We start from the raw sequence: 26,081 nt of genomic DNA on the forward strand, positions 1-26,081 counted from the left end.
GTGATTTAATTATGTTAGGTACTACAATATAAAAAGGAAATCTAGTTCAGCAAATAATTTATATCATATATTTCTTACGCTTTTGAAATTTTCGATTATCTGCAATTAAAATAGAATTCCTGTATTATTCAGTTTCGATTTTTTACATAAAATATTACTGCTAAAAGTATTAAACAAGGAACAGCTATATATTTTAGTTCACTGATAATAACATGCATTCCCCATTCTGAAAAGAAATTTTCAACGCCTATAGGTGATACAATAATTTCCCTAAATGAAAAAAAGTATCTTGTATTATCAAACGGAATAAAGAACCCAACCCCTTTACCTCCATTTGTCATCGCGTCTAAAATACCATGAGAGATGGTTGACAGGAATATAACAATTGAAAATATGAGCTTTCTGTTTTTACCGAAGTATAAGGCCAGCGAAGCACTCCAAATAATCGCAAACAGAATAGAGTGTGTAAAACCTCTATGCCCAAATGGATGTGAATAAGGAATTCTAAAATTAAACGCCAATACATCAATATCTGGGATGATTGCCGATATAATTGCTAAAAGTAAAAGCAGTTTACTGGATCTTGAATCTATGACTTTTGAAGTGGTATAAGCTACTAATCCATGACCAAAAATTGATGCCATTATTCTCTGTTCTTAGAGTCTATAATTATAGTCACAGGGCCGTCATTAACCAAATGAACTTTCATATCTGCACCAAACTCACCTGTTTGTATGGGTTTACCTAATTGTGTTTTAAGTTCTTCGATGAAGTTTTCATATAAAGGAATTGCAACATCTGGCTTCGCAGCTTTTATATAACTTGGTCTGTTTCCTTTCTTAGTACTGGCATGTAGCGTGAATTGACTCACAAGAATTACATCACCTCCTGAATCTAAAAGCGATGTGTTCATCACATCATTTTCATCTGGGAAAACACGAAGATTCACAATCTTTTTACAGAGCCAGTCTATGTCTTCTGGGATATCATCATTAACTATGCCTAGCAATACTAGAAGCCCTTTTTTAATGGATGCTACTTTTGTATTATCAATAACGACTGAAGCTTCTGAAACTCTCTGTATAACTGCTCTCATTCGTTATCCCAATTATCAGTTCTGTAATGCTCATCTTCTCCTTCTAAGATTTGAATATAACTCCTATATCTTGAGTAAGATACTTCATCATTCTCCAGTGCTTCTTTTACCGCACATTTTGGTTCTTTTAGGTGTAAGCAATTATTGAATTTGCAATCTTGCTTTAACTCAAAAAACTCTGGAAAATAATCACCAACCTCTTCCTTTTCCATATCTACAACACCAAATCCTTTTATACCTGGTGTGTCAATAATCTTTGCACCGAAACTTAAATCGAACATTTCCGCAAAGGTTGTGGTATGCTGTCCTTGCATATGTTGCTCAGATATTTCCTTGGTTTTTAAATTTAAGGAGGGTTCTATAGCATTAACCAAGGTAGATTTACCCACACCAGAGTGACCCGCAAACATACTCACCTTATCTACCATTAGCACTTTTACCTTGTCTATGTTTTCACCTGTCTTTGCTGAAATATTTATGCATTCGTAACCGATTTGCCTATAAATACTCGCTAAATATTTTACTTCTAATAAAGTTTCTTCATCATAAGTATCTATCTTATTAAACAGTAAAATCGTTTTGATGGAATATGCCTCTGCAGTCACCAAAAAGCGATCTATAAAACTTGGAAAGGTTGGCGGATTGTCTATGGTAACCAAAAGAAATACCTGGTCTATGTTTGATGCAATGATGTGTGTTTGCTTAGACAGGTTTACCGATTTGCGCACAATGTAATTTTTACGCTCTTCAATTCTATTTATGACTCCAGTTTCAGTATTATTCTTTGTTTCGAGTTCAAATTGTACTTTATCTCCAACAGCAATAGGATTGGTACTTTTAATGCCTTGCAACCTAAACCTACCTTTAATACGGCAGTCGTAGAACTTGCCGTTCATGGTTTTAACGGTGTACCAACTACCTGTAGATTTATATACTGTTCCTGTCATTACTACAAAGATGACTAATATTGTTTAATGGTACAAAAAAAGACTACCTAATAAGACAGCCTTTTTAATTTTTTATTACAGAGCAGATTATTGACCCACACTCATTCTTCCTAATTTATCCTTGCTCTTTCTAGAAGAATAGATAATATATTCTGAAGGTGATGTTCTATAGAAAACCCTTGGACGTAATACCAACTGATATTTCTCCACATTTTCTTGATCTAATCTTGTAAAACTACCATCATCATTAAAGGTCATTGCAGCTGGTACCGCTTTATTGTAATTACCTAACCATTTGATTTTTTCGATATCAGTTACACCATAATTTTTTGTGTTATCGTTAAAGATTACAGTTAACTTATCATTATGATAAATTGGCATAGCACTAAGATATTCTGGCCCTTTTCCCATAACGGTTAATGGCACCATAATACCTGCACTTACTGAAAAATTTCCTTGGTTAGAGAATCCAAAAATTCCAAGAGATAATGTTGTGTAAGCCGCTTTTTGCTTTTTAGGAATTACATTAGACCATGCAACAGTACCATCTGGATTTAAAGAGGTTACTATAATTTCATTATTTATAAACGTAATTGGAGTAAATGCCAATGGACCAATACCAGAACTTCTACCTTGAATAATTAACTGGTATTCTGACAATAATATTAAACCTCCATCATTTTTTTCGATTAAGCTATGCGTAACGTATAATGGTTTTACATCCTTTCCTTTCTTAGCTCTGCGCTCACCAATCAATTTAACTTTAGTATCGTAATCAAACTCATTAAAGTTTAAGCGCTCTACTTCATTATTGGAAACTTTTATAGCTGCAGCATAGATTCCTTTCAGCTCCTTATTTGCTTTTCCGTTTTTTCTAACACTAGAATAAAATCCAACTAAATGCAACAAGCCTTCCTTATTGGCTAGCATCTCACAGTTGATAATTTCTTTATCCTGAAATTTTATATCTATAACTTCTTTAGCATAACCATTTGAGCTTTTGAAAGCATGCACCTGAAATTTTTCATTATTGGTTTTAGCCTTTTTATCCCTAAAGCTTTCATTGATTACCAAAAACACATCGTCGTCTACACTCACATCATAATCTGCGATGGTAAACTCAAGATCTCTTCTGTCTTCAAAAGGTACTTTTTCGATATGGGACATTACCGTATCTAGGTTTTCGTTCAATAATTTAATTTCATATTGAATCACTTCTTCTTTATCAAAAAGTGCTGCATGCATAATTAGCAGACGGTCACCAGCTGGTGAATCCTTAAAGTAAAATGCACCTTGCTCTCTCTTTTTGGTTACCTCAGTAGAAAACAATTTTACCTGCTCGTTTGCAAGTTTTCCACTTTCCATAACTTCAACTCCAAACAGATGTGCTGTTTTTGCTTTTTTATCGTAAACACTTCCAAAAACATATACCTTATTACCTATCATGCCTACTTCTTCAAAATCTATGGATCTATCTTTAAAACTAGACAGGTCTATTTCATTTGTAGATATAATAGACATATCTGAAGATTTAAATACTTTAATGTAGAATTTCTTTTTCTTGTTAGCCAATGCATAAATTTTTCCATCGGCTTCGCCAGCAATTCTTACTATTTTTAAAGAGTTATCCTCAATTTCTGCACCATGGGTAATTGTAAAATCTCCAACTTGGATTTGAGAGAATGACAGCATTGTAAATAGTAAACCACATGCTAGCAATAGGTAATTTTTTTTCATTATTAAATACATTTGTTGTTGAGGTGGCAATGATAAGAATTTTATTACAATGCAACAGTGTTTTTAGCCTATTATAGCTTTAACTACCTCTAAATGACGTCCATCTGCAATAATATTGATTGTAGAACTCGCTTTAAGTTAGTAAACACAACACATAAAAAAGGCTCGCTGTTGCGAGCCTCTCTTAAGATATATTCTGGTCTTAATGATTAATAATCTTCTCTTGGTGATTAATCGATTCTTGGTGAATGGCTTTAAACACACGAAGAATAAATTCTTCACTTAAGTTCTTCTCTTCTCCTTGAAGAATCATTTTTCCTAAAATCTCATTCCAACGTTTAGACTGTAACACGGCAACATTGTGCTCTTTTTTTAACTGCCCTATATCGTCGGCTATATTCATACGCTTCCCTAACATCTCAATCAACTGATGATCCACCACATCGATTTGAGTTCTTAAGGTGTTTATTTTGTTATTGTATGCCTTATCATCACCTACTTCCTTTCGGATTTTTAAATCTTCAGTGTACTTTATTAAAGTTTCTGGTGTAATTTGTTGTGCGGCATCACTCCACGCGTTATCAGGATCGTGGTGTGTTTCTATCATTAAACCATCGTAGTTTAAATCTAAAGCTGTTTGACTTAAATCAAAAATAATATCACGACGACCTGCAATATGCGAAGGATCTAAAATCAATGGCAAATCAGGAAAACGGTTTTGTAGATCTACAGCCACTTGCCACTCCGGATTATTTCTATATCGTGTTTTTTCATAAGTTGAGAATCCTCTGTGGATGACACCTAAATTCTTGATATCATTTGTATAAAAACGCTCTACTGCACCTAACCATAATGACAAATCTGGGTTTACTGGATTTTTTATCAACACAGGCTTATCGGTTCCTTTTAAAGCATCGGCAATATCTTGAACTATGAATGGGCTTACCGTAGTACGCGCTCCAATCCAAAGGATATCTACATCGTGTTTTAAGGCTAATTCTACATGGTTGGCATTGGCCACCTCTGTAGTTATCTTCATACCTGTTTCTTCTTTTGCTTTTTGAAGCCATTTTAGGCCCAATGCACCAACTCCTTCAAAATTTCCAGGTCGTGTTCTTGGTTTCCAGATTCCTGCTCTAAATACCGTAGCATCGCTATCTTTTAGTTGATGTGCTATTTTTAACACCTGCTCTTCAGTTTCCGCACTACATGGTCCTGCGATAACCAGTGGATGGTCTAAGTTATATGCATCTAACCAATTCCTTAATTCTTTTTTGTTTTCCATCTGCTATTAATCTTCTTTTTCTAAATTTTATTGTATTCCGTTTAATATGTCTTTTATATGATTTGTAGTTTCCATTTCATTATAGACGGCTTCAAAATCACCATTCTCCATAAGCTGTTTAAAATGTTTGAGGTTACTTATATATTCGTCTAAAGTTTCTATAACATTGGTTTTATTTTGCTGAAATATTGGTGTCCACATGGCTGGCGAACTTTTTGCCAAACGCACTGTACTTTCAAAACCACTGCCTGCCATATCAAAAATATCGCGTTCATTCTTTTCTTTTTCAATCACTGTTTTACCCAACATAAATGAACTGATGTGAGACAAATGCGATACATAAGCAATGTGCTTGTCATGAGCCTTAGGGTTCATATAGCGAATACGCATCCCTAATTCTGAAAATAGTTTCAACGCTTTTTCCTGAAGTTTGAATGCCGTCTCTTCAACCTCGCAAATTATATTTGTTTTGTTTCTGTACAGACCTTCTAGAGCGGCTTTGGGTCCAGAAAATTCCGTACCTGCAATAGGATGTGCTGCTAAAAAATTTCTACGTTTTGGATGGCTTTTCACCTTTAGACAAATATCCTCTTTTGTTGAACCTACATCAAACACAATTGTGTTGTCATTGATTTTATCTAACACCTTTGGCAAAACATCTAAAGTAGCATCAACAGGAATGGCAATAATCACCAAATCGGCTTTATCTAATTCTTCAAAACTTGATTTTTCATCAATTACACCTAAACCAATTGCTTCATCTAAGTGCGATTCGTTTTTATCTATTCCAAAAATGTGACATTCAGAATTTTGCTTTTTTATATCCAAAGCAAAGCTTCCACCAATTAATCCTACTCCTATGACAAAAACATTCTCCATGTCTCTAAATTCTTGCAATTGCTTCTTTTATTATTTCTTCTGGTGCACATAATGAAAAGCGAACATAACCCTCACCATTACTCCCAAAAACAGTTCCTGGAGCAATGAAAATAGAATGCTTTTTCAATACCATATCCGTAAACTCTTCGGATTTTATGTTTGGCGGTAATTTTGCCCAAACAAACATTCCTGTGGCATGCTCATCGTATGTACAATTGAGTGCTTCTACTAATTTCCAAATTAGTTCACGTCTTAGTTGATATACACTGTTTAAACTTACAAACCACATATCTGAACATTTTAAAGCTTCTATAGCACCTTTTTGGACACCATAAAACATTCCGGAATCCATATTACTCTTCACCTTTAAAACAGCACTGAGATGCTCGTGGCTCCCTACAACCATACCTACCCTCCAGCCAGACATATTAAACGTCTTGCTAAATGAATTAAGCTCTAAACAGATGTCTTTAGCATTCCTATAACGCATAATACTTATAGGTCTTTCGTTTAATACGAAACTGTAAGGGTTATCGTTGACGATAAGAATATTATGGCGTTTGCCAAAAGCAATGACCTCATCATAAAATTTGTTGGGTGCATTTGCGCCTGTTGGCATATGCGGATAATTAATCCACATAATTTTTACTTTACTCAGGTCCATACGTTCTAAGGCTATAAAATCTGGTAACCAATGATTGTCTTCCTTTAAATCGTATAAAATTGGCTTCGCTTCCAATAGTTTGGTTACAGAAGAATAAGTTGGGTACCCTGGATTTGGTATTAAAACCTCATCCCCTTTATTTAAAAATGCCATTGAAATATGCATTATACCTTCCTTACTGCCCAATAATGGCAGCACCTCTACTTGTCCGCTTAGGTTGACTTTAAAACGCTTTTTATAAAAATCAGCTATTTCTTCCCTTAGCTCTGGCAAGCCTTGGTAACTCTGATATTTATTTGCACCCTCATCATCTAAACTCTCTTTTAATTGAACTATTGCTTTAGAAGGAGGCTCTAAATCTGGGCTACCAATACCTAAGTTAATAATTGGTTTTCCTTGCGATTTTAAGAACGCAACTTCGCGCAACTTTTTAGAAAAGTAGTATTCTTCAACATGTTTTAAACGGTTGGATACTTCAATCATAATCTTGCATTTTTATATTCGCCCAACACTTTAAAATTCTCTGCCATTAACTGCATAATGGAACTCGCTTTTTCGTAATATTTATAATCTTCAAAAGTGACATCGACAAAAAAGGCATATTTCCAAGGAGTATCAATTTTTGGTAAAGATTGAATTTTGGTTAGGTTTAGTTTACAATCACTCATTACGTTGAGTATTGTAGCTAAGCTACCACGTTTATGGTCTAATTCAAATTTTAAGGATGCCTTATTGATTCCTTTTCGTTCAACTTCGTAATTTTCTCGCTTAACAATAACAAAGCGTGTTTCGTTATGTTTTATGGTTTGAACGCTTTCTGCCAAAACATCTAATCCATACAAATGCGCTGCTTTTTTGCTTGCAATGGCTGCAATGCCTTTTATCTTTTCTTCTGAAATTTGTTTAGCTACGTCTGCTGTGTCCTTAGCTTCAACTAATTTAACATGCGGATAATCTTTAAAAAAGACTTTACATTGGAGTAGAGCCATTGGGTGAGAATGCACTTCTTTTATAGATTCTACTGTTTCACCTTTTAATGCCAACAAATTATGCTGAATATCTAAATAGTACTCACCAACCATAGTTAAATTATGATTGTCGATTAAAGCATAATTAGGGATAATTGAGCCAGCAATAGAATTCTCCAAAGCCATAACAACAAAATCCGTATTGCCTTTTAAAAGACTATCTACTGTACCGTCAAAGGACATACACTCAATCACATCTGCTTTATCGTTAAAATAAAGTTGAGCAACTTCGTGATGAAACGACCCCTTAATTCCTTGTATCGCTATTGGTTTTGTCATAATAAAAAAAGCCTCGATGTTATCGAGACTTTTTTAATTTATATTTTAAATAAAACATACCCAGTCTCGTTCCTTTAGCTATAAAAGAAATAAAACCAGTTAAAATATGTTTTAGATGTGTTCATATTTATTTTCCACAAATGTGGAAGTCTTTAATTATGTGGCTAATGTAATTAATATTTTTACAAATCAAAATGCTTGGATTAGTTTTTTGAAATTAATTTTTAAGTTTTAAAGAATAACCAATTATTACTTCATAAAATTATATAATCCTTACTTTTGATTAAACTTTTTCCAATATGTCTATTGAAGTTAAAAACATTACAAAGCTTTATAAGGATCAAAAAGCGCTCAATAATGTTTCGTTTAAGGTGAAAGATGCTGAAATAGTTGGCTTTTTAGGACCAAATGGTGCTGGAAAATCCACAATGATGAAGATTCTAACCACTTATATTGAAGCTTCTGAAGGCTCTGCAAATGTTAATGGTTTTGATGTTAACACCAATAAGAAGAATGTACAAAGCAGTGTTGGTTATCTACCAGAACACAATCCACTTTATACGGATTTGTACGTAAAAGAGTATTTAAATTTTAATGCTAATGTATATGGCGCTTCAAAATCTAGAATTGAAGACGTTATTGAGCTGACTGGTTTAACTCCAGAGGCGCACAAAAAAATCGGCCAATTGTCTAAAGGCTACAGGCAACGTGTTGGTTTGGCAAATGCCTTATTACACAATCCTGATGTGTTGATTTTAGATGAACCGACAACTGGCTTAGACCCAAATCAGTTAGTGGACATTAGAAATTTAATTAGAACTATTGGCAAAGAAAAAACCGTTTTTCTATCCACACACATTATGCAAGAAGTTGAAGCGATGTGCGATCGTGTGATAATTATAAATAAAGGCGAAGTTGTTGCTGACAAATATTTAAAAGATTTAAGAGACGGAGAGAAACAGGTTGTTATTGTAGAGTTTGACTATCGTGTAGAAGATGCGTTTTTGCTAAAATTACCTAAAGTTACTTCGGTAAAAAACACACACGATTTTATCTACGAAATCACTTTTTCTACCAAAGATGATATGCGTTCTCATGTGTTTGATTTTGCACATGATAACAAGTTGAAAATCCTACAGCTCAATCAGAAAAATGCAAGTTTGGAGAGTTTGTTTAGGGAATTGACTAGTAGCCCATCCTAATCTTCCTACTTCAACTGTGCTCAGTACAGGCTCAAGAAGGAACTCTTAATGTTATGAAGATATCTAATCAAAAATCAATTGTCCAGTATAAATCCTCTCGACATCTACAATAGGTGGCTGGTTTACCGCTATAACATTTCCTGTTCCTCTAAGCTCTCCTGTTAAGGATTGTATTGGGTTTACAATCATATCATTGCTTCCTCTATGACTAATATCTACATTCTGAGCTATTAAATCTTCTCCTTCAAAACGACCAGAACCAGCGAAGAAACCTACAAACAAATTTTCAGCAGTTCCCTCAATATAAAACGAGGAAATATTATTAGATATAATATTTAATTCATCGGAATTTAGAGTTAATCTAAAATCGCCAACTGTAAATTCAACATTTTCATTGTAGTCTTCTGAGATTAGATTTAAACTTGGATAAGTTAGAGTGCTATTGGAAGACACCTCGTATTGTGACGAATTTCTTATCTCTGTTAAGTTAGGTGCTTCTACATAAATCTTAGTGATACCATAGTCCCTAACATAATTACAGGTATTCCCGTCCGTAAGCACTAATCGATTACCTATAACCTCAGCTTTGACATCATTCAGTAAATTTTCACCTGTTTCTATAGTGACTTTATAGCCTGAAGCCTCAGAAATAAAAAGCTCTATGTCTCTATTGACTAAAATCCTTTCAAAATCTGAAACCTCAACCTCTTGTTGAATAATGTTTCCTGAAGTCTGAAAGCAATCGTTAGCGTCTTCACTGTTACAGGCGAACATTAGAAAAACACATATGTAAATTATTTTTTTCATAGTCTTACTCCAATTCCAAATTCAACAGCTTCAGCTTTTGCTCCATGGGACTTCAAAGTTATAGCACCAAAGAATTTGTTTCCAAAATAACGTTTTAATCCCATTCGCATATAGGTTCTTCCTTCAAAATCAAAAGGGTAATATACATAATAGCCCAATTGTGTTTCTATGGACATCTTATTGATAAAAAGCTCATGTCCTGCGAATAACCCAACACGTTTATAATCTTCATCTCCGCTAACATTCTCTTCTGGAAAGGAAACAGATTGATAATAAATTAGCTCTTTTAAAAAGTTTGAAAAAAATACATCAGCACCAAATTGAACAGCACTAATGTGGCTCAAACGTTTATCGGCATAAGCGGACACCACATAAAAAGGAAATTGACCACTGCCAATAATATCGCTTTGGTTAATACCGCTTCTAAAGGCGATATTGTATTTAATGCGTTCCGTGAATTTATCGTCGTCTAGGTTATCAATAAACTCTTGATCTTCTTCATCTAAATTATAGTTTAACCCTACGTTAAAAGCGATGGTGTTAACACTTGTGTTTGGCGCTTTTACATTAGCATTAGAATAGTGAATTAAAGACAAACCCGCTTGCAAACCGGCACGATCAATCAGTCGTTCTTTTTTATAATTCAGCATTAGATATGTTGAGCTCAACAAATGCGAACCAAAGGCAATGTTCTTATGGTTTTCCAATTTATCGTATGGATTGGTATTATAGGCTATACCTTGACCCACACGAAGCGTTAGATTTCGCTTAAAAAAGTAGAAATTGTAATGCGCATACAGTCCATAATTATTCCCCAGAACATCATTTTTTAAATCTTGATAAATAAATGAAGCGCCATAATCTGGATAGTTAAAACGTTGTTCCCAAGCTTCGTTTCCAAAGGTTTTTTTGTTCCAACTTAAAATAACACCTTCAGGATGACCTGTAATTAAATGAAGAATATCGTTATTATGAAGTGCAATGTTTCCTGAGAAATAATTCAAATCGAAATACGAGTCAGACGTTCTCTTTTCTTGAGAAAACAACAGCAATCCAAATAGAATTATAAAACCTGTAAGCCAGTACTTCATAGATAATATGGTTACTAGCAAAAGTAATAGAATAATTAATTTAAAAACAAGGTCGCCAATAAAGATACTGCTGTTATCAATAATAGCTTTATAGCAAACCTAAATTCGGCCTTGTTATTTTTTATAAGTTTCATTTTTAAGGGGCTTTGAAATACAATACAAATATGAAGCACAATATCCGTTTTAGTGTTAAGCTAAGTCTAAGGAAATGTTACCGTTTAATAAATGTTTATACTACTGTAAATGAATGCCACACTCTCTATTTTGTAAGACTTTTATAGGGTCGAAATAATCTATATTCTTTGGTAACTGATGCTTTTCTAAATACGCATCTAAATCGGCATCACTCCAATAATAAAATGGACTGACTTTTAGAATACCATCCTTGCTATAGCTTAAAATGTCCTTCTTGTTTCTATATTCGGTTTGTCTTACTCTAATATTAGTAAACCAAACATCTGGATTTTGTTCTTTTAAGGCACGTCTAAAGGGCTCTAACTTTACCACTTCAGAGAAAACGGAATGGTTATTATCACCTATGTTGGGTAAACCAATGGTTTTATCGATTTCTTCCTTGGTCAACAAGGATTGGTACTTTTGAATGTTAAGATTGTAATCTTTTATTAAACTTGAGGCGTGAGTATAGGTATTTGGCTCATTATATAATGTATCACACCAAACCACTCTAATATTTTTATCATGACGAGACATTGTGCTCAATAATACTGCTGAATAGACACCAAAACTCGTCGTTACTATTCTATTGTCTGACAACCTCAAAGCCCATTCAACAATCTCATCAGGCGTTCTGTTTCTTAATTTTTTATTCCAAATATCTAGATCTAATCTAATCATTACTTAAGCTTTAAAATTTTAATACCATTAACCTATAGACTTAGTAGGGTAAATGCAAACATATAGATAATTAAGTATTTTTCTGAATATTAATTTAAAAATATAGTTGGGTTTAAGGATGAGACAAATCAGCTAGGCTTGTATTTCTAAAAATCTCTAAGGTATTATCCCTTACTTTAATCATTATGTTATGAACGGCACAAGCGTTTTCATCTGGACAGTCGTCGCACTTTTCATAAAAATTCAGACTCACGCAAGGCACCATAGCTATTGGCCCCTCTAATAATCTCATTATGCTTGTCATTGGAATTTCTTTTGGGTCTTTTAATAAATAATAGCCACCACCTTTGCCTTTTTTTGAGCCTAAAATTCCATTTTTCTTTAAAGTGAGCAATATGCTTTCTAAAAATTTTTGAGAAATATTTTCTGCTTTGGAGATTGAAGAAATCTGAACAGGAACCCTATCTTCTTTCTTAGCTAAATGCACTAAAGCTTTTATCCCATATTTTGTTTTCTTTGAAAGCATAGTGTAAATCTAATACATTTTTATAACTCTATGATTTACACTTTTGCCAATTAAAAAATCTACAGTTATATCTAATTTATGCTATCATTTCTTTCTTTTTTATACTAAAAACTGGGCGTAAAAGTTTAGCTAATTGATGATATTCGATTAAAAAGGCATCATGCCCATGTATAGACTTTATCTCACCAATGGTTACGTTTTCTTTTACTGATTTTAGTTCCACAAAAGTCTTCCAGTTTTCTTCAGGTTTAAATAACAAATCTGAATTAATGGTTATTATATGAATATCTGCCGTTATGTGTTTAGCAATTGACCCAAATCTGAGTTCACCTTCACCTTGCGTAATATCTATGGTTCTTAAAATTTGATTCATCATTTTATAGGCTTTTAGATGAAATCTGTTTGAAAGATTGTCTCCATGATAATTCAGCCAAGATTCCACATTAAAAAAGGTACTCATTTTTTTTGATCGCTCAAATTTCTGGGTCAATGACTCTGGTGTACGGTATAATGTCATTGCATGTCTTCTTGCGTCTTCAAGTGGTTTTGAAGAGTTCTTTAGAATAGCATCTTGTATATGACAATTGGCAATAATCCAGTCCGTAGATTTCCAATCTGTAGCGATTGGGATAAGATGTTCAATTAAATAGGGTTTCAACGCTGCCAATTCCCAAGCGATACCTCCTCCAACAGAACCACCTATAACAGCATACAGTTCATTTATATTTAATCGCTCTAAGCCTATTGCAAACAATTTGGCAATGTCCCTAGCCGTAAAATCCTTATAGTTATCAATTAGGTTTTCTCTAATATCATCATAACCATTGCCGGGAATATTAAAGGCTATAATTGTGTAATAATTAGTGTCTATACATTTATTATCACCTATTAAATCATTCCACCAGCCATTTTCGCCAATTACATTTGAGTTTCCGGTAAGCGCATGATTGACTAATATTATCGGTGCAGTACCCAGAGTAACACCAAAAATTTGATAAGACAATGAAATAGCTACAGTCTCACCATTTTTAATTCTATAATTTGGAATATTAATATGTTTTAAGTTTCTCATGAATCTTTTTTTAAGATTAACAGATGCCCTAGTACAAGGACATCTGTTCTAAACTAAACAACACTAAAGGCTAATCTTGAAAAACGTTATGCTGTTTTACAACAGCAAACGCTTCCTTCAAATCGGCTTTTAAATCTTCAATATTTTCTATACCAACTGATAAACGGATAAGATCTTTCGTCACACCAGTGCTTTGTTGAGCTTCATCAGTTAATTGCTGATGTGTAGTACTCGCAGGATGTATAATCAGTGATTTTGTATCTCCAATGTTCGCTAAAAGTGAAAATAGTTTTGTTGTGTCTGCAATGGTCTTTGCAGATTCATAACCACCATCGACACCAAAAGTAACCACACCACTCTGACCTTTAGGTAAATATTTTTTAGCAAGCTCATGGTATTTACTGGTTTTTAGACCTGGATAATTTACCCATGTCACTTCTGGTTGCTCTTGTAGCCACTTCGCCAATTCTAGAGCATTCTGGCTGTGCTTTTTTATACGTAATTCTAAGGTCTCTAAACCTTGAATAATCTGAAACGCATTAAACGGACTCAAAGCACCTCCATAATCTCGCAAGCCTTCTATCCTTACTTTGGCAATAAATGCAGCTTCTTCAAGAGCTTCATTATACACTAAGCCATGGTAACCAGGTGATGGTTCTGTGAATTCAGGAAACTTTCCATTAGCCCAATCAAAAGTACCTGCGTCAATGATGACTCCTCCAAGTGCTGTTCCATTACCATTGATATATTTTGTTAATGAATGGATGACAATATTTGCACCATAGTCAATTGGGTTTAGCAAATACGGTGTTGCAACTGTATTGTCAACAATAAGAGGTACTTTGTATGTTTTTGCTTCTTTTGAAATAGCTTCAATATCCAACACATCTAGTTTTGGATTCCCTAGGGATTCAATGAAAAAAGCCCTTGTATTTTCTTGAGCAGCTCTGTTGAAGTTTTCTGGATCTGATGGATCTACGAAGGTGGTCGTTATACCATGTCTCGGTAATGTTACGCTCAACAAATTATAGGTTCCGCCATACAAACTGTTGGATGCTACAATATGATCTCCAGCTTTTAACAATGTCAGCAAACTTGTTGCGATTGCCGATGTACCTGAAGCTGTAACTACTGCTGCAATTCCGCCTTCTAATGCCGCTAACCGTTGTTCTAAAATATCATTTGTTGGGTTGTTGATTCTAGTATAGATATTACCCGTTTCTGCTAGAGCAAACAGATTTGCAGCATGGTCAGAATCATTGAAAACATATGCTGTGGATTGATAAATAGGAACAGCTCTGGTTCCTCCATTGTTTTGGACATCATGTCCTGCATGCAACGCCTTTGTTGCGAATTTTTGTGTACTCATTTTTCTAAGTTTTTGAGTTAATAAATAATTAAAACAAAAGCCAAATAGACCTCGGTTAGAGGCATACTTAATAGAAAAATGTTATAAAGAAATATGCTAATTACAGATGAGTAATTAGTCTTGGGTTATCTATCTAAATTTGCAAAAAATGACTTGCAAATTCAAGTAGAATTTAGCACCTTCTTAGTAAATCTAAGGGTTGCTAAGGCTTCAATGGGTCTAATCCCTCCACCTTTCTTGATAACATTTCAGTAAGTGTTTTGAACTTTGTGAGTACAAATATTGTGTTATAAATTTTTAATTTCAAAACAAAACGGCAAGTTTTTAAATTATTTATGAAATTGACAAAATAAGCGCTTGTTTTTGAAAAATATGTAATATATCTTAAATCTATAATCATATTGATATAGATTCAATTGTAAATGAACAAACTATTTTCAAGTTTCTTATCGCTTAAACCTTTTTTATCTTAAATTTTAATCTGTACATTTGCCCAGATTAAAAAAGAGGAAAAATTTGTTCTGATTGCAACCTCAATAAAAAATGCTAAAGCAGTTAGGTTTTCAACTTCTCTAGCAACCAAGCAATCTCAATAGGTTTTTCAAGAATACATTAAAATTTAAAAGAGATTTATGCCATATTTATTTACTTCAGAAAGTGTTTCGGAAGGTCATCCAGATAAAGTAGCTGATCAAATTAGTGACGCTTTAATAGATAATTTTTTAGCTTTTGACCCAGAGTCTAAAGTGGCTTGTGAAACTTTGGTAACCACAGGACAAGTGGTGCTTGCAGGCGAAGTAAAATCCAACACCTATTTAGATGTTCAAAAAATAGCAAGAGATACCATCAATAAGATTGGTTATACCAAAAGCGAATATATGTTCGATGGCAATTCTTGTGGTGTTTTCTCGGCAATACACGAACAATCGGAGGATATAAACCGTGGTGTAGATAGAGCTTCCAAAGATGAACAAGGTGCTGGTGACCAAGGGATGATGTTTGGTTATGCTACAAACGAAACCGACAATTATATGCCTCTGGCTTTAGACATTTCGCACATCATTTTAAAGGAATTAGCTGAACTTCGAAGAGAAAACAAAGACATCACTTATTTAAGACCAGATTCTAAAAGTCAAGTAACGATTGAGTATAGTGACGATAACACACCTCAACGTATTGATGCCATTGTGGTTTCTACACAACATGATGACTTTGATTCTGATGAAGCCATGCTCGCTAAAATCAGAAAGGACATTGTAGAAATCCTCATCCCAAGAGTAGTAGCAAAAGTACCTGACCATATTAAACCATTGTTTACTGATGATATTAAGTACCATATCAATCCTACGGGAAAATTCGTCATCGGTGGACCACATGGAGATACTGGTCTAACAGGAAGAAAAATTATTGTAGATACTTATGGTGGTAAAGGCGCCCATGGAGGAGGAGCTTTTTCTGGTAAAGACCCAAGTAAAGTAGATCGAAGTGCTGCTTATGCCACAAGACATATTGCAAAAAACTTGGTTGCAGCCGGACTTTGTGAAGAAATTTTAGTGCAAGTATCCTATGCAATTGGAGTTGTTGAACCTATGGGCATTTTTGTAGATACCTATGGTACGTGTCCATTTAACTTAACCGATGGTGAAATCGCTGAAAAAGTATCTGAAATATTTGATATGCGACCTGCTGCTATTGAAAAACGTTTAAAATTACGTCAACCAATGTATAGCGAAACCGCTGCTTATGGCCACATGGGACGACAACATGAAACCGTAACCAAAACATTTGAGCAGCCTTATGGTGAGCCCGTTTCTCTTGATGTAGAGTTATTTACATGGGAAAAACTAGATTATGTTGATAAAGTTAAAGCAGCTTTTAAGATATAGTACTTATTCCTTTTATTATATATTAAACCCTCTTGAAATTTATCTTGAGGGTTTCGTTTTATCGAAAACATGCTATTCAAGGTAGGAATTTATACTTTCTATCTGTTTTATACCAAACAAACACATAAAACTCAATTAAATCAACACATTATGATCAACATTAAAAAATTCCCAAATCTTATTTTAATGCTTTTCTTTTCGTTACTCACCGTTACATCTTGTCAAAAAGATGATGGTCCAGGAGGTGGCGGACCACAAGAAAACATTCCAGACACTTTTTCAGAATATTTTGGCAACTCAGTTTCACGAAATTTTCTTGGTAACGTTATAGACACTAATAAAAACCCTATTGAAGGAGTTACCATAACCATTGGTAACCAAACCGCTCTAACAGACAGCAATGGCGTTTTTATATTGAACAACGCAACAGTTAACGAACGTTTTGGTTATATAAAAGCTGAAAAAACAGGTTACATTCATGGCTCTAGAAGTGTTGTACCTTCCAATGGTACTAACAAGGTTACCATTATGTTACTAGAAGCCACAGTAGTTGGCACAGTGAGTAGTGGCACACCTGAAACTGTAACCGCCAACGATGGTAGTTCAGTAAGCTTTGACGGTAATTTTACAAAAGAAGACGGTTCTTCCTATTCTGGTTCTGTGGATGTCATTATGCATCATTTGGATCCAGCAGATGAGGATATGCCAATGCAAATGCCAGGCATGCTCTATGCTGAAAATGAAGAAGGTGCCGAACGTATGTTACAAACTTTAGGAATGTTGGCTGTAGAACTAAGAGGCTCTGGTGGTGAAGATTTAAATTTAGCCGAAGGTTCTACTTCTGAAATTAAAATTCCTGTAGATGCCAGTTTAATGGGAATTGCACCAGCAACTATACCACTTTGGTATTTTGATGAAGTTAACGGTTACTGGAAAGAAGAAGGTGTCGCTACATTACAGGGCAATATGTATGTTGGCACAGTATCGCATTTTTCATTTTGGAATTGTGATATACCAGCCGAAGCCATCACACTCTGTGTTACCGTAACGGATGAAGACAGCAACACACTTAACAATTTATACGTCACCATTACAAGTGCGACATTTGGTACAAGAGGTGGTTATGCCAATGATAATGGAGAGGTGTGTGGTTTTGTCCCTAGCGATGAAAGTTTAGTGCTTAATGTGTATAATTATAATGTCTGTGGCGAAAATGCTCTACATACTGAAACTGTTGGACCATTTAGTTCAGATTCAAACATTACGGTTGTTGTACCCGATAATCCTGATATTATTCAAGAAACGGTTGTTGGTACGTTTAACACCTGTGATGATAACTCAGTAACGGATGGCTATGTACAAGTGACTTATGGTAACCAATCGTTTACAGATGCAGTAACTGACGGAACTTTTGAAGTTAACCTTTTAAGATGTAACGAGAATAACGAGTTTACCATTAAAGGAAGTGATTACGTTAACTTACAAACTACGGACAGCATTAGCTATACCTTTACAACACCTTTAACCGATATTGGTGTGATTACGGCATGTAATTCGATTACAGAATTTATTCAATACACCATTGATGATGGAGAAACCGAATTTTTCATCTCTGACAATATCACTGCTAACTTTTATACAGACAGCCCTAACACAAATGGACCAACATTGGATATTTATGGAAATGGTGATGGACAAACCACATGTTTCTATTTATTTAGTAGGCTAGATGAAACATCCTATGAAGGCACGTATGATTACTTAGACTGGAATGACATTAACGACACAGGGTTTAACATTACAGAATGTATAGGCATGGCTGACACCAATAACAATGTTATATACAACCTTACCACTTTAGGCGATGTAGGAGAATATATTGATATCAATTTTAGTGGCTCTTATGAAGATTGGAATGGAGGTTCCCATACCATAAATGGCACCATACATGTACTAAGGGATAACTAAATATTTTTTTTTAGTCAAGAAAGTCTTCAGGATTATGTTAAATAACCTGAAGGCTTTTTTATTTGTGAGAATTTTAACACAACTATTTTAAGCTTTCTGTATCTTAGTTTTAGAAACTATCATCAATCATCAATCAAAAAATGAAATCAGTTCTATCCATATGGCTGGTGCTATTTATCTGTTTTCTCAATACAACTTCCTGTAGGGAGAATACAGATAATACCAACCAAAACAATACCATAAACACCTTTGCTGACTATTTAGGGGAACCAATTAAAATTGACCTAAAGGGTAAAGTTATAGACCTTAACAATACACCCTTAGATAGCGTTTTGGTTGTTGCCGGAAACAAGTCTGCCACAACCGATGAATATGGTAATTTTACAATTAATAATGTATCGGCCCACCAAGAATTTGTAGCTCTAGAAGCTCAAAGAAAAGATTACAAAAATACAATGGTAACCCTTGCCCCTAAAAAAGATACAAGTGCAGTAAACATAATACTTCTAAAGGCTACAGAACCGTGTTTGTTTTGGTTTTGTAAACACAATCACAACTTACCCAATACCATTGATTAAGAAAAATTAATACGATTTTTCACGCAACCTTTTGGTGGTTTTTACATCTAAAAGATAAAACCAACAACCAATCACTATGAAATCATCAACAATTATCTTTTCATTTTTATTCACTTTTCTCCTAGTATTTTCTTCTTGTCAACACGATGATGGCAGTTTTAGAGATGGCGAACAACAAGAGAATATTCCGGATACCTTTTCACAATATTTTGGCAATACCATTAATAGGGATTTTCTCGGAACTGTAGTCAATAAAAATAATCTTCCCTTACAAGGTGTTACAATAACCATAGGCAATGAGACTGCCCAAACCGACAGTAATGGTGTTTTTATTATTAAAGATGCTGAAGTTAATGAGCGTTTCGGCTATATAAAAGCTGAAAAAGCAGGATACATTCATGGTTCTAGAAGTGTTGTCCCATCGGAGGGCACTAATAAAGTAGAGATTATGTTGCTTGAAGCCACTCCTGTTGCCACTATAAGCAGTGGTACTGCCGAAACGGTTTCTTTACCTAATGGCAGTTCTGTAAGTTTTGATGGCAATTTTATTAAGGAAGATGGCTCAGATTATGAAGGCAGTGTAAATGTAATTATGCACCACTTAGATCCTGTTGACGAAGATATGCCAATGCAAATGCCAGGCATGCTCTATGCTGAAAATGAAGAAGGTGCAGAACGTATGCTACAAACCTTAGGTATGCTAGCGGTAGAATTACGAGGTTCTGGTGGTGAAGATTTAAATTTAGCCGAAGGCTCAACATCTGAAATTAAAATGCCTGTGGATGCCAGTTTAATGGGAATTGCACCAGCAACCATACCGCTTTGGTATTTTGATGAAGCCAATGGCTATTGGAAAGAAGAAGGCGAAGCTACGCTACAAGGTAATATGTATGTTGGTTCCGTATCACATTTTTCTTTTTGGAATTGTGACATTCCTGCTGAAGCGATTACACTTTGTGTTGCAGTTAGAGATGAAAGTGGTAATGCCATAAATAATCTTAGTGTAAATATAACAAGCCTAACATTTGGCACAAGAGGTGGTAACACCAACGAAAATGGCGAAGTCTGTGGTTTTGTTCCAAGTGGTGAAACCTTAGAACTTATTATCTATGTCCAATACTCATGCGATACTTCACTTTTGTATTCTGAAATGATTGGACCTTTTAATGCAGATTCCAGTATTTCTGTTATCGTTCCCAATCATCCAGTTATAAGTTTTGAGACAATTAGAGGTAATTTTTTAAACTGTGATGGAAATCCTGTAAGTAACGGTTATATACAACTGACCTATGGTAATCAATCGTACACAGAAATTGTCAATGAAGAAGGTGACTTTGAATTTCAATTTTTAAGCTGTTCAACGAATGATGCATTTGGTATTACTGGTACTGATTATGATAACTTAACAGAAACCGACCATCTAAATTTCTTTTTTACTTCTCCTGTTACAGACATAGGAACGATAATGGCATGTAATTCCGTTGAGGAATTTGTTCAATATGTCATAGGAGACAATATTACCGTGATTGATTTTGATAATATTAATGCAACATTTACTGAAATTCCTAATAATATTTATCCAATAACACATATGCTATCGATAAATGGAAGTACCAATGTTGACAATATTAACCATAATTACAATTTAAAGGTTTGGGCCCATGCTCCAGACTTCATTGGCTTATATAATACCGATGACACATCTTTTATAGCATCTAGTGGCGTTGCATCAATTGGGATATTATCCATAAACACCCTTGGTGAAGTTGGAGAATACATAGATATAAGTTTCAGTGGATTCCATAGTTCACAAAATGGCGTTTTACCTGTACATGGCACAATTCATGTATTAAGAGATGAGTAAAATCTAAAAAAAGCCCTATCAGTTGATAGGGCTTTTTCAATGTAGACTATATTTTCTAGAGCGTATAAGTCAATCTAAAAGTTACAAATCTTGGCTGAATAAACGTCTCTGAGCTAAACACTGAGATATTACCAGCACCATTACTAATATTAGAATCAATATCTAATATGTTAGAGGCTCTTAATGAGTACTCCCATTTAGCATCACTATTTTTTCTGTAAAGAAGTGACGCGTTCCATGTTTTAAACACATCTTTACTTCCATTACTTTCTTGTTCGTTATAAGTAAAGTCCGTAACAAAGGTTAAGGCATCCCATATGTAAGCATCAAACTCTATAGATGGTGCTCTTGTAATAAACTTAGTCGTATTGGTACCTTGGTCATTATCCCTAACCGTATAGCTATATCTTAATCTTACGTTTGGAGCCTCTCTAAAATTGGTTCTAATTTCTGGAGTATAACTCTGCGTAAAACTCTCGTTAACCGATTGTCTGCCTTGAATAAACTGGTTAAGTTTACTATAATTAAAGTTAGTTCTAAGACTAGCTCTAACTTTTCCAAACGTACGTTGTACTCTACCGAATACACTTGCACTCTCATCTGCAAATTGCGAGTTAAAGAATGAACTTGTTCTAATAACGCTTTCAAAGTTTGTTAATGAACGTATTTGATCAATATTTTTACTATAGTTGGCACCTGCAAATACATTGGTATAATTAAATAAGTTGAAACTACTATAGAACAAACTTAAGTTGTGTGATAATGCATTTTGCAGTTCTGGGTTACCAAATTGAATACTATTAAAGTTATTTAGCACCAAGCCTTCTGCAATATTAGTAACATCTGTAAAGGTATTAGACATACGGTAATTGAATGTTAAACTCTCACTTTTCTTAAATTGAATACGCGTTTCAAAATCTGGTAATACATTAAAGAAGTTGTCCTTAAAGGTTTCTCCTCCTTGAGTATTCTGATTGCTATACGCATGGAATGACACACCAGGTGTAAAGGTAAATTTACCGGTTTTGAATCTGTAATGAACACCTAAATAAACATCACCAAATCGGTATTCTACGTCATCATTCATTGCAGACAAGGTATTACCATCTGTATCTGTAATGGTTGGTGTTGGGTCAAAACGTGTACCATCATCTAAAAACTGGAATATATTGGAGTTGAATTTTTGATTGCTCAATATCGTCCCAAGGGTTAGATTGATGTTACTTTTTGTGTTCAGAATATTATAGTAATCTAACTTCGCATCTAACTGGTTAGATTTTACACGTCTTTCTTGGTTGATATCATAACCAAACTGATCTCTATTTAAACCTAAGCCTTCAGCTGTGTCATCAAAAGCATCATTATCTGGGTCATCATTATTAGATGGATCGTTCATCAACAATGCATTGTAAAACGGATCTTCATCTTTTATTAAATGTTGTGCTTCAAAAGCAAAAATGTTGTTCTCGTTGAGCGTATAATAATAATTTAAAGTTTGATTAATGCTATAGGGCTTAGCAGTATCTAATTGATTAGTATTGCCAACGACTGATGAAAATAAATTCTGTCGTTCCTTATCATCTGAAATACGACCCAAAAGATCATAATCTAATTGATTATTAACATTAGGTTTATAGGTAGCACTTAATTTAGCTATAGCCTGATTAGACGCTTCCCTACCTGTTGAAACAGTAGCTTCATCTGGTGGCACACTTGCTGATTCATCAATTGGAGTACTAGGATCGTCTTCAATATCTATATAGTCGATAAAACTTTCTTCTCTGGTTCTAAGTCTACTACTGTTATAAATGACGAAGCCACTTAAATCCAATGCCTTATTAGGTGAATAACTAAAGTTAGTAGCTATTAGTTTTGTCACTACTTCTTGCGAGTTTTGGATATTTGTTAATCCTCCCAGACCATTGTTACCTAAATTAATATTAGTACCACTTGTTCTACTTGGTGCTCTAAATCCAAAGCCTCCTCCAAAATTTCTTAAATCCCTATTGGTTAGTGCTACTTCACCAATATTATTCATGTCGCCTATAACATTGACACTGTATTTAGGACTATAGTAAAATAACTTTGGCTGCACTAAGTACAACTCATCATTAGGTGAGGGTGCTGTACCAACTCCTGCCGTAACATCTCCAAACCAAAAGTTGCTTTTTCCTTCTTTTAGTTTAATGTTTATTGCCACATTATCTTGGTTATTCTGTACACCACTTAACTGACCAACCTCAGCATAATTACGAAGTACTTGTACCTTATCCACAGCATTAGATGGAATATTCTTGGTTGCCAGTTTTGTATCTCCATCAAAGAAATCCTTACCCTCAACCATAACCTTGTTAACAACCTTTCCTTCTACTTCAATTTGTCCATCAGCATTTATTTCTACACCAGGCAGTTTTTTAAGTACATCTTCCAATTTACGTTCACTACCATTTTTAAATGAGTCTGCGTTATAGACTATAGTATCTCCTTTTATGGTCACAGGCATTTCATACGTCAACTCTACAGCATCTAATGAATTGTCTGGTTGAAGGATAAAATCTTTAGTGATGTCAGCATCAAGAGTAGTAACAGTTTCATCTGCGGTTTTATACCCAATGTAACTGACCTGTACTTTATACTTCCCATTTTTACCCAAGGCCAAAATATATTTACCTTGTTCGTCAGTAGTAGCATAAGACTCAAGTGTATTGCTCTCTTGGTTGATGGCAATAACATTTGCCAATTCTAAAGGAGTCCCAATGCTATCCTTTACTATACCTTGCATTTTAATTTGAGCAAAGGAACTGCTTGATGCTACTATGCATAGTAGCAATAATAATTTTTTCATGTTGTTGATTGTTTTCTTTTGGTTGGTTGAGAAAACTTCTTTGATAGAAGTTTTCCCATATAACTTTAGATGCATTTATATTAGTTTCTACGTCCTCCGCCACGGCCACCTCGACGACCTCCGTACATTTCTCGCATCTCTTCCATCTTTTTGGTTATGATCTCATTATACTCGGCCTGTGTAACTTCCTCGCCTTTTTCAGGTTTTTCAATCTCCTCTTTTTCTTCAGGATTCATTACAATTTTTGTACACAGTATTGTTGTTCTATCTGCGCTGACTTCCAAAATTAATCCTGGTAAGCCCCAATAATCATCTGGACCTTGGTTAATTGGAATTTGTGGAGTGTACCAAGCTGTAACTTCAATAGTTTTTGGCACTTCAATCTGGCTCATTGGATCGTCCTTATCTACTTTAGTAGAATCTTTGGCTTCTTCTCCTTCTTTCTTTTCGTCATTGTCTCGATCTCTCCCTCGTCTTGGCCTCATACTTCTCCAATCAAACTCATCTACGGTTTTAGTGGCTGTTGCCTTAAAACATGTGTATTGACCAATCTGTTTGGTTTCGGTTCCCATTTTCCACTCTAGCCCTTTTAATTCATCTTTAATTAAAAATTGCTTTCCGAAGAATTCCTGATCTTGTATCAACTCCTTATCCTTAACATTTTTATATTTAGGACCACCTGTTAAACTACTACTAAAACCACCAAAGCCTCCACCAGAACCTGGTGCCTCTAATTTTTCGTCTTCTTTGTAAATAGATTCTGTTTTGTTGAAGGTTAAGATGTATTCTTTTTCAAGAAAACTCTTCATGCGTTCTTCAATACGCTTTTTTTGCTCAGGGCTCATCTCCCTTCCACCAAATTGATCTAAATCCATAGTTGTTTTGGTTTGGTAGTACGCTTTGCCTTGAAAGTCTTGCCCATACGAAACCGTACAGAAGCAAAATAACAGTAATGATGTAAGTTTAAAAACTAGTTTTTTCATCTTAATAAGGTTAATGTTGAGTGGTAAATGTAGCTTTATAATTTTAAGTATTGATTAAAAAAAGTATTACATAAATCGACAATCAACTAAATTGATATTGCATTAGACTTATTTAGATGCAAAACGTAATAATTACTTGCGTTAAAGTTGTGTTAATAAAATTAACCTCGTCTTCGACCCATTCTATTATTTCGAAATTCCTTCATTTTAGAAACAATCGTTTCTTGATATTCTGCCTTAGTAATTTCCTTTCCTTTATCTGGTGCTTCTATCTCAATTTGTTCTTCTGGATTTAATATAAGTTTTGTGCAAAGCATGGTTGTGTTACCTGCACTGACTTCTAATATTAATCCTGGTAGTCCCCAATATTCTGAAGGCCCATGTCCTACAGGTATCTGAGGCGAATACCACGCCTCAACTTCGGTCATTGCTACTTTAGGCTCCTCAATGGTTGTATTTGTAGAATCATTTTCTGTCTCCTCATCATTGGTGCTTCTCAATCGACTCCATGAAAAGTCGTACCAGGTTAAATCACTCGTCGGTATGGAAGCCGTTGCCTTAAAACAAGTATAATTACCAATTTGCTTAGTTTCTTTTTCTAACTGCCACTTAATGTCTTGAAGCTTATCCTTAACCAAAAACTGCTTGCCATAAAACTCCTGGTTTTGAATTTGAGTATTGGTTTTAACATTTTTGTACTGTTTTCCTGGTGCGAAATTTTTTCCCCAAGAATCTGTGGCTCCAGACATAGCATCTAATTGTTCGTCTTCATAGAATAGAGACTCTTCCTTGTTAAAGGACAGTATGAATTCTTTTTCAAGTCTATCTTTAAGTCGAGCTTGTACTTGCTTCTTTTGTTCTTCACTCATTCTTGCTCCCCATCTTCCTAAATCCATAGTAGATTTTGAAACATAAATGGCTTTACCTTGAAACTCTTGTATACCTATTTTGTTTTGTGGATCAGTTAGGTCTTTATCTTTGAAAGAACTAGAAAATAAGACGGAAATAACAAGAATGCTAGATTTTAATAATATGGACTTCATGATAGATAAACTTATTTTTGTTTAACGAATTTAATTAATTATTAAACATTACTATTCTCTTTACCATAATATTAACA

Annotated in this window: 22 protein-coding genes and 1 riboswitch; of the genes, 5 read left to right on the plus strand and 17 right to left on the minus strand. The window is 34.5% G+C overall.

Annotated elements, in window-relative coordinates; genetic code table 11:
• Positions 1 to 128 precede the first annotated feature (128 nt).
• From F1003_RS14350 to F1003_RS14385, 8 genes are all read right to left on the minus strand, one after another.
• Positions 129 to 644, minus strand: coding sequence for a metal-dependent hydrolase (locus tag F1003_RS14350; RefSeq protein ID WP_155090125.1), 516 nt, complete (start codon positions 642 to 644; stop codon positions 129 to 131).
• Positions 644 to 1,096, minus strand: coding sequence for a D-aminoacyl-tRNA deacylase (gene dtd / locus F1003_RS14355; RefSeq protein WP_155090126.1), 453 nt, complete (start codon positions 1,094 to 1,096; stop codon positions 644 to 646). Before dtd ends, F1003_RS14350 begins: the two co-directional genes overlap by 1 nt.
• Entirely contained in the window at positions 1,093 to 2,043 is a 951-nt protein-coding gene (gene rsgA / locus F1003_RS14360) for a ribosome small subunit-dependent GTPase A (protein WP_155090127.1), read from the minus strand. Before rsgA ends, dtd begins: the two co-directional genes overlap by 4 nt.
• 87 nt (positions 2,044 to 2,130) lie before the next feature.
• The gene (locus tag F1003_RS14365; RefSeq protein WP_155090128.1) at positions 2,131 to 3,780 is read right to left on the minus strand and encodes a protein kinase family protein; all 1,650 of its coding nucleotides are present in this window, start codon (positions 3,778 to 3,780) and stop codon (positions 2,131 to 2,133) included.
• Positions 3,781 to 3,982: 202 nt separating this feature from the next.
• On the minus strand, positions 3,983 to 5,065 hold the full coding sequence (locus F1003_RS14370; RefSeq protein ID WP_155090129.1) for a bifunctional 3-deoxy-7-phosphoheptulonate synthase/chorismate mutase type II: 1,083 nt from the start codon (positions 5,063 to 5,065) through the stop codon (positions 3,983 to 3,985).
• A 27-nt stretch (positions 5,066 to 5,092) separates the two neighbouring features.
• The gene (locus F1003_RS14375; RefSeq protein ID WP_155090223.1) at positions 5,093 to 5,944 is read right to left on the minus strand and encodes a prephenate dehydrogenase; all 852 of its coding nucleotides are present in this window, start codon (positions 5,942 to 5,944) and stop codon (positions 5,093 to 5,095) included.
• A 4-nt stretch (positions 5,945 to 5,948) separates the two neighbouring features.
• Positions 5,949 to 7,091 (minus strand): pyridoxal phosphate-dependent aminotransferase, encoded by a 1,143-nt coding sequence (locus F1003_RS14380; RefSeq protein ID WP_155090130.1) that lies wholly within the window; start codon positions 7,089 to 7,091, stop codon positions 5,949 to 5,951.
• Positions 7,088 to 7,915: a prephenate dehydratase gene (locus tag F1003_RS14385; RefSeq protein ID WP_155090131.1), complete on the minus strand. Its 828-nt coding sequence runs from the start codon at positions 7,913 to 7,915 to the stop codon at positions 7,088 to 7,090. The genes F1003_RS14380 and F1003_RS14385 overlap by 4 nt, the downstream gene beginning before the upstream one ends.
• Positions 7,916 to 8,214: 299 nt before the next feature.
• On the opposite strand from F1003_RS14385, the gene gldA reads away from it, so the two are divergent.
• Positions 8,215 to 9,117 (plus strand): gliding motility-associated ABC transporter ATP-binding subunit GldA, encoded by a 903-nt coding sequence (gldA, locus tag F1003_RS14390; protein WP_155090132.1) that lies wholly within the window; start codon positions 8,215 to 8,217, stop codon positions 9,115 to 9,117.
• Positions 9,118 to 9,180: 63 nt separating this feature from the next.
• On the opposite strand, the gene F1003_RS14395 is transcribed toward gldA, so the two are convergent.
• From F1003_RS14395 to F1003_RS14420, 6 genes are all read right to left on the minus strand, one after another.
• Positions 9,181 to 9,924, minus strand: coding sequence for a head GIN domain-containing protein (locus tag F1003_RS14395; RefSeq protein WP_155090133.1), 744 nt, complete (start codon positions 9,922 to 9,924; stop codon positions 9,181 to 9,183).
• Positions 9,921 to 11,015 (minus strand): acyloxyacyl hydrolase, encoded by a 1,095-nt coding sequence (locus F1003_RS14400; protein WP_155090134.1) that lies wholly within the window; start codon positions 11,013 to 11,015, stop codon positions 9,921 to 9,923. The genes F1003_RS14395 and F1003_RS14400 overlap by 4 nt, the downstream gene beginning before the upstream one ends.
• 234 nt (positions 11,016 to 11,249) lie before the next feature.
• Positions 11,250 to 11,870 carry a phosphoadenosine phosphosulfate reductase domain-containing protein gene (locus F1003_RS14405; RefSeq protein WP_155090135.1) on the minus strand — a complete coding sequence of 207 codons (621 nt, stop codon included), beginning with the start codon at positions 11,868 to 11,870 and terminating at the stop codon, positions 11,250 to 11,252.
• A gap of 112 nt (positions 11,871 to 11,982) precedes the next feature.
• On the minus strand, positions 11,983 to 12,396 hold the full coding sequence (locus F1003_RS14410; protein ID WP_155090136.1) for an RrF2 family transcriptional regulator: 414 nt from the start codon (positions 12,394 to 12,396) through the stop codon (positions 11,983 to 11,985).
• Positions 12,397 to 12,472: 76 nt separating this feature from the next.
• Entirely contained in the window at positions 12,473 to 13,468 is a 996-nt protein-coding gene (locus F1003_RS14415) for an alpha/beta fold hydrolase (RefSeq protein WP_155090137.1), read from the minus strand.
• A 70-nt stretch (positions 13,469 to 13,538) separates the two neighbouring features.
• Positions 13,539 to 14,837 (minus strand): O-acetylhomoserine aminocarboxypropyltransferase/cysteine synthase family protein, encoded by a 1,299-nt coding sequence (locus F1003_RS14420; RefSeq protein ID WP_155090138.1) that lies wholly within the window; start codon positions 14,835 to 14,837, stop codon positions 13,539 to 13,541.
• Between the two features lie 122 nt (positions 14,838 to 14,959).
• Positions 14,960 to 15,084: riboswitch (SAM riboswitch) on the minus strand.
• Positions 15,085 to 15,469: 385 nt separating this feature from the next.
• Here F1003_RS14420 and metK point away from each other — a divergent pair.
• From metK to F1003_RS14440, 4 genes are all read left to right on the plus strand, one after another.
• On the plus strand, positions 15,470 to 16,723 hold the full coding sequence (gene metK / locus F1003_RS14425) for a methionine adenosyltransferase (RefSeq protein WP_155090139.1): 1,254 nt from the start codon (positions 15,470 to 15,472) through the stop codon (positions 16,721 to 16,723).
• Positions 16,724 to 16,873: 150 nt separating this feature from the next.
• Entirely contained in the window at positions 16,874 to 18,691 is a 1,818-nt protein-coding gene (locus F1003_RS14430) for a peptidase associated/transthyretin-like domain-containing protein (RefSeq protein ID WP_155090140.1), read from the plus strand.
• A gap of 140 nt (positions 18,692 to 18,831) precedes the next feature.
• Entirely contained in the window at positions 18,832 to 19,269 is a 438-nt protein-coding gene (locus F1003_RS14435; RefSeq protein ID WP_155090141.1) for a carboxypeptidase-like regulatory domain-containing protein, read from the plus strand.
• A 76-nt stretch (positions 19,270 to 19,345) separates the two neighbouring features.
• On the plus strand, positions 19,346 to 21,133 hold the full coding sequence (locus F1003_RS14440) for a hypothetical protein (protein WP_155090142.1): 1,788 nt from the start codon (positions 19,346 to 19,348) through the stop codon (positions 21,131 to 21,133).
• 55 nt (positions 21,134 to 21,188) lie between these two features.
• Here F1003_RS14440 and F1003_RS14445 read toward each other — a convergent pair whose 3' ends face one another.
• The 3 genes from F1003_RS14445 to F1003_RS14455 form a co-directional block, all read right to left on the minus strand.
• Positions 21,189 to 23,978, minus strand: coding sequence for a TonB-dependent receptor (locus F1003_RS14445; RefSeq protein ID WP_155090143.1), 2,790 nt, complete (start codon positions 23,976 to 23,978; stop codon positions 21,189 to 21,191).
• Positions 23,979 to 24,058: 80 nt separating this feature from the next.
• Positions 24,059 to 24,961 (minus strand): GLPGLI family protein, encoded by a 903-nt coding sequence (locus F1003_RS14450; protein ID WP_155090144.1) that lies wholly within the window; start codon positions 24,959 to 24,961, stop codon positions 24,059 to 24,061.
• A 161-nt stretch (positions 24,962 to 25,122) separates the two neighbouring features.
• On the minus strand, positions 25,123 to 26,004 hold the full coding sequence (locus tag F1003_RS14455) for a GLPGLI family protein (RefSeq protein WP_155090145.1): 882 nt from the start codon (positions 26,002 to 26,004) through the stop codon (positions 25,123 to 25,125).
• Positions 26,005 to 26,081 lie beyond the last annotated feature (77 nt).

The organism is Winogradskyella ouciana (assembly GCF_009709615.1).
Lineage (GTDB): Bacteria > Bacteroidota > Bacteroidia > Flavobacteriales > Flavobacteriaceae > Winogradskyella > Winogradskyella ouciana.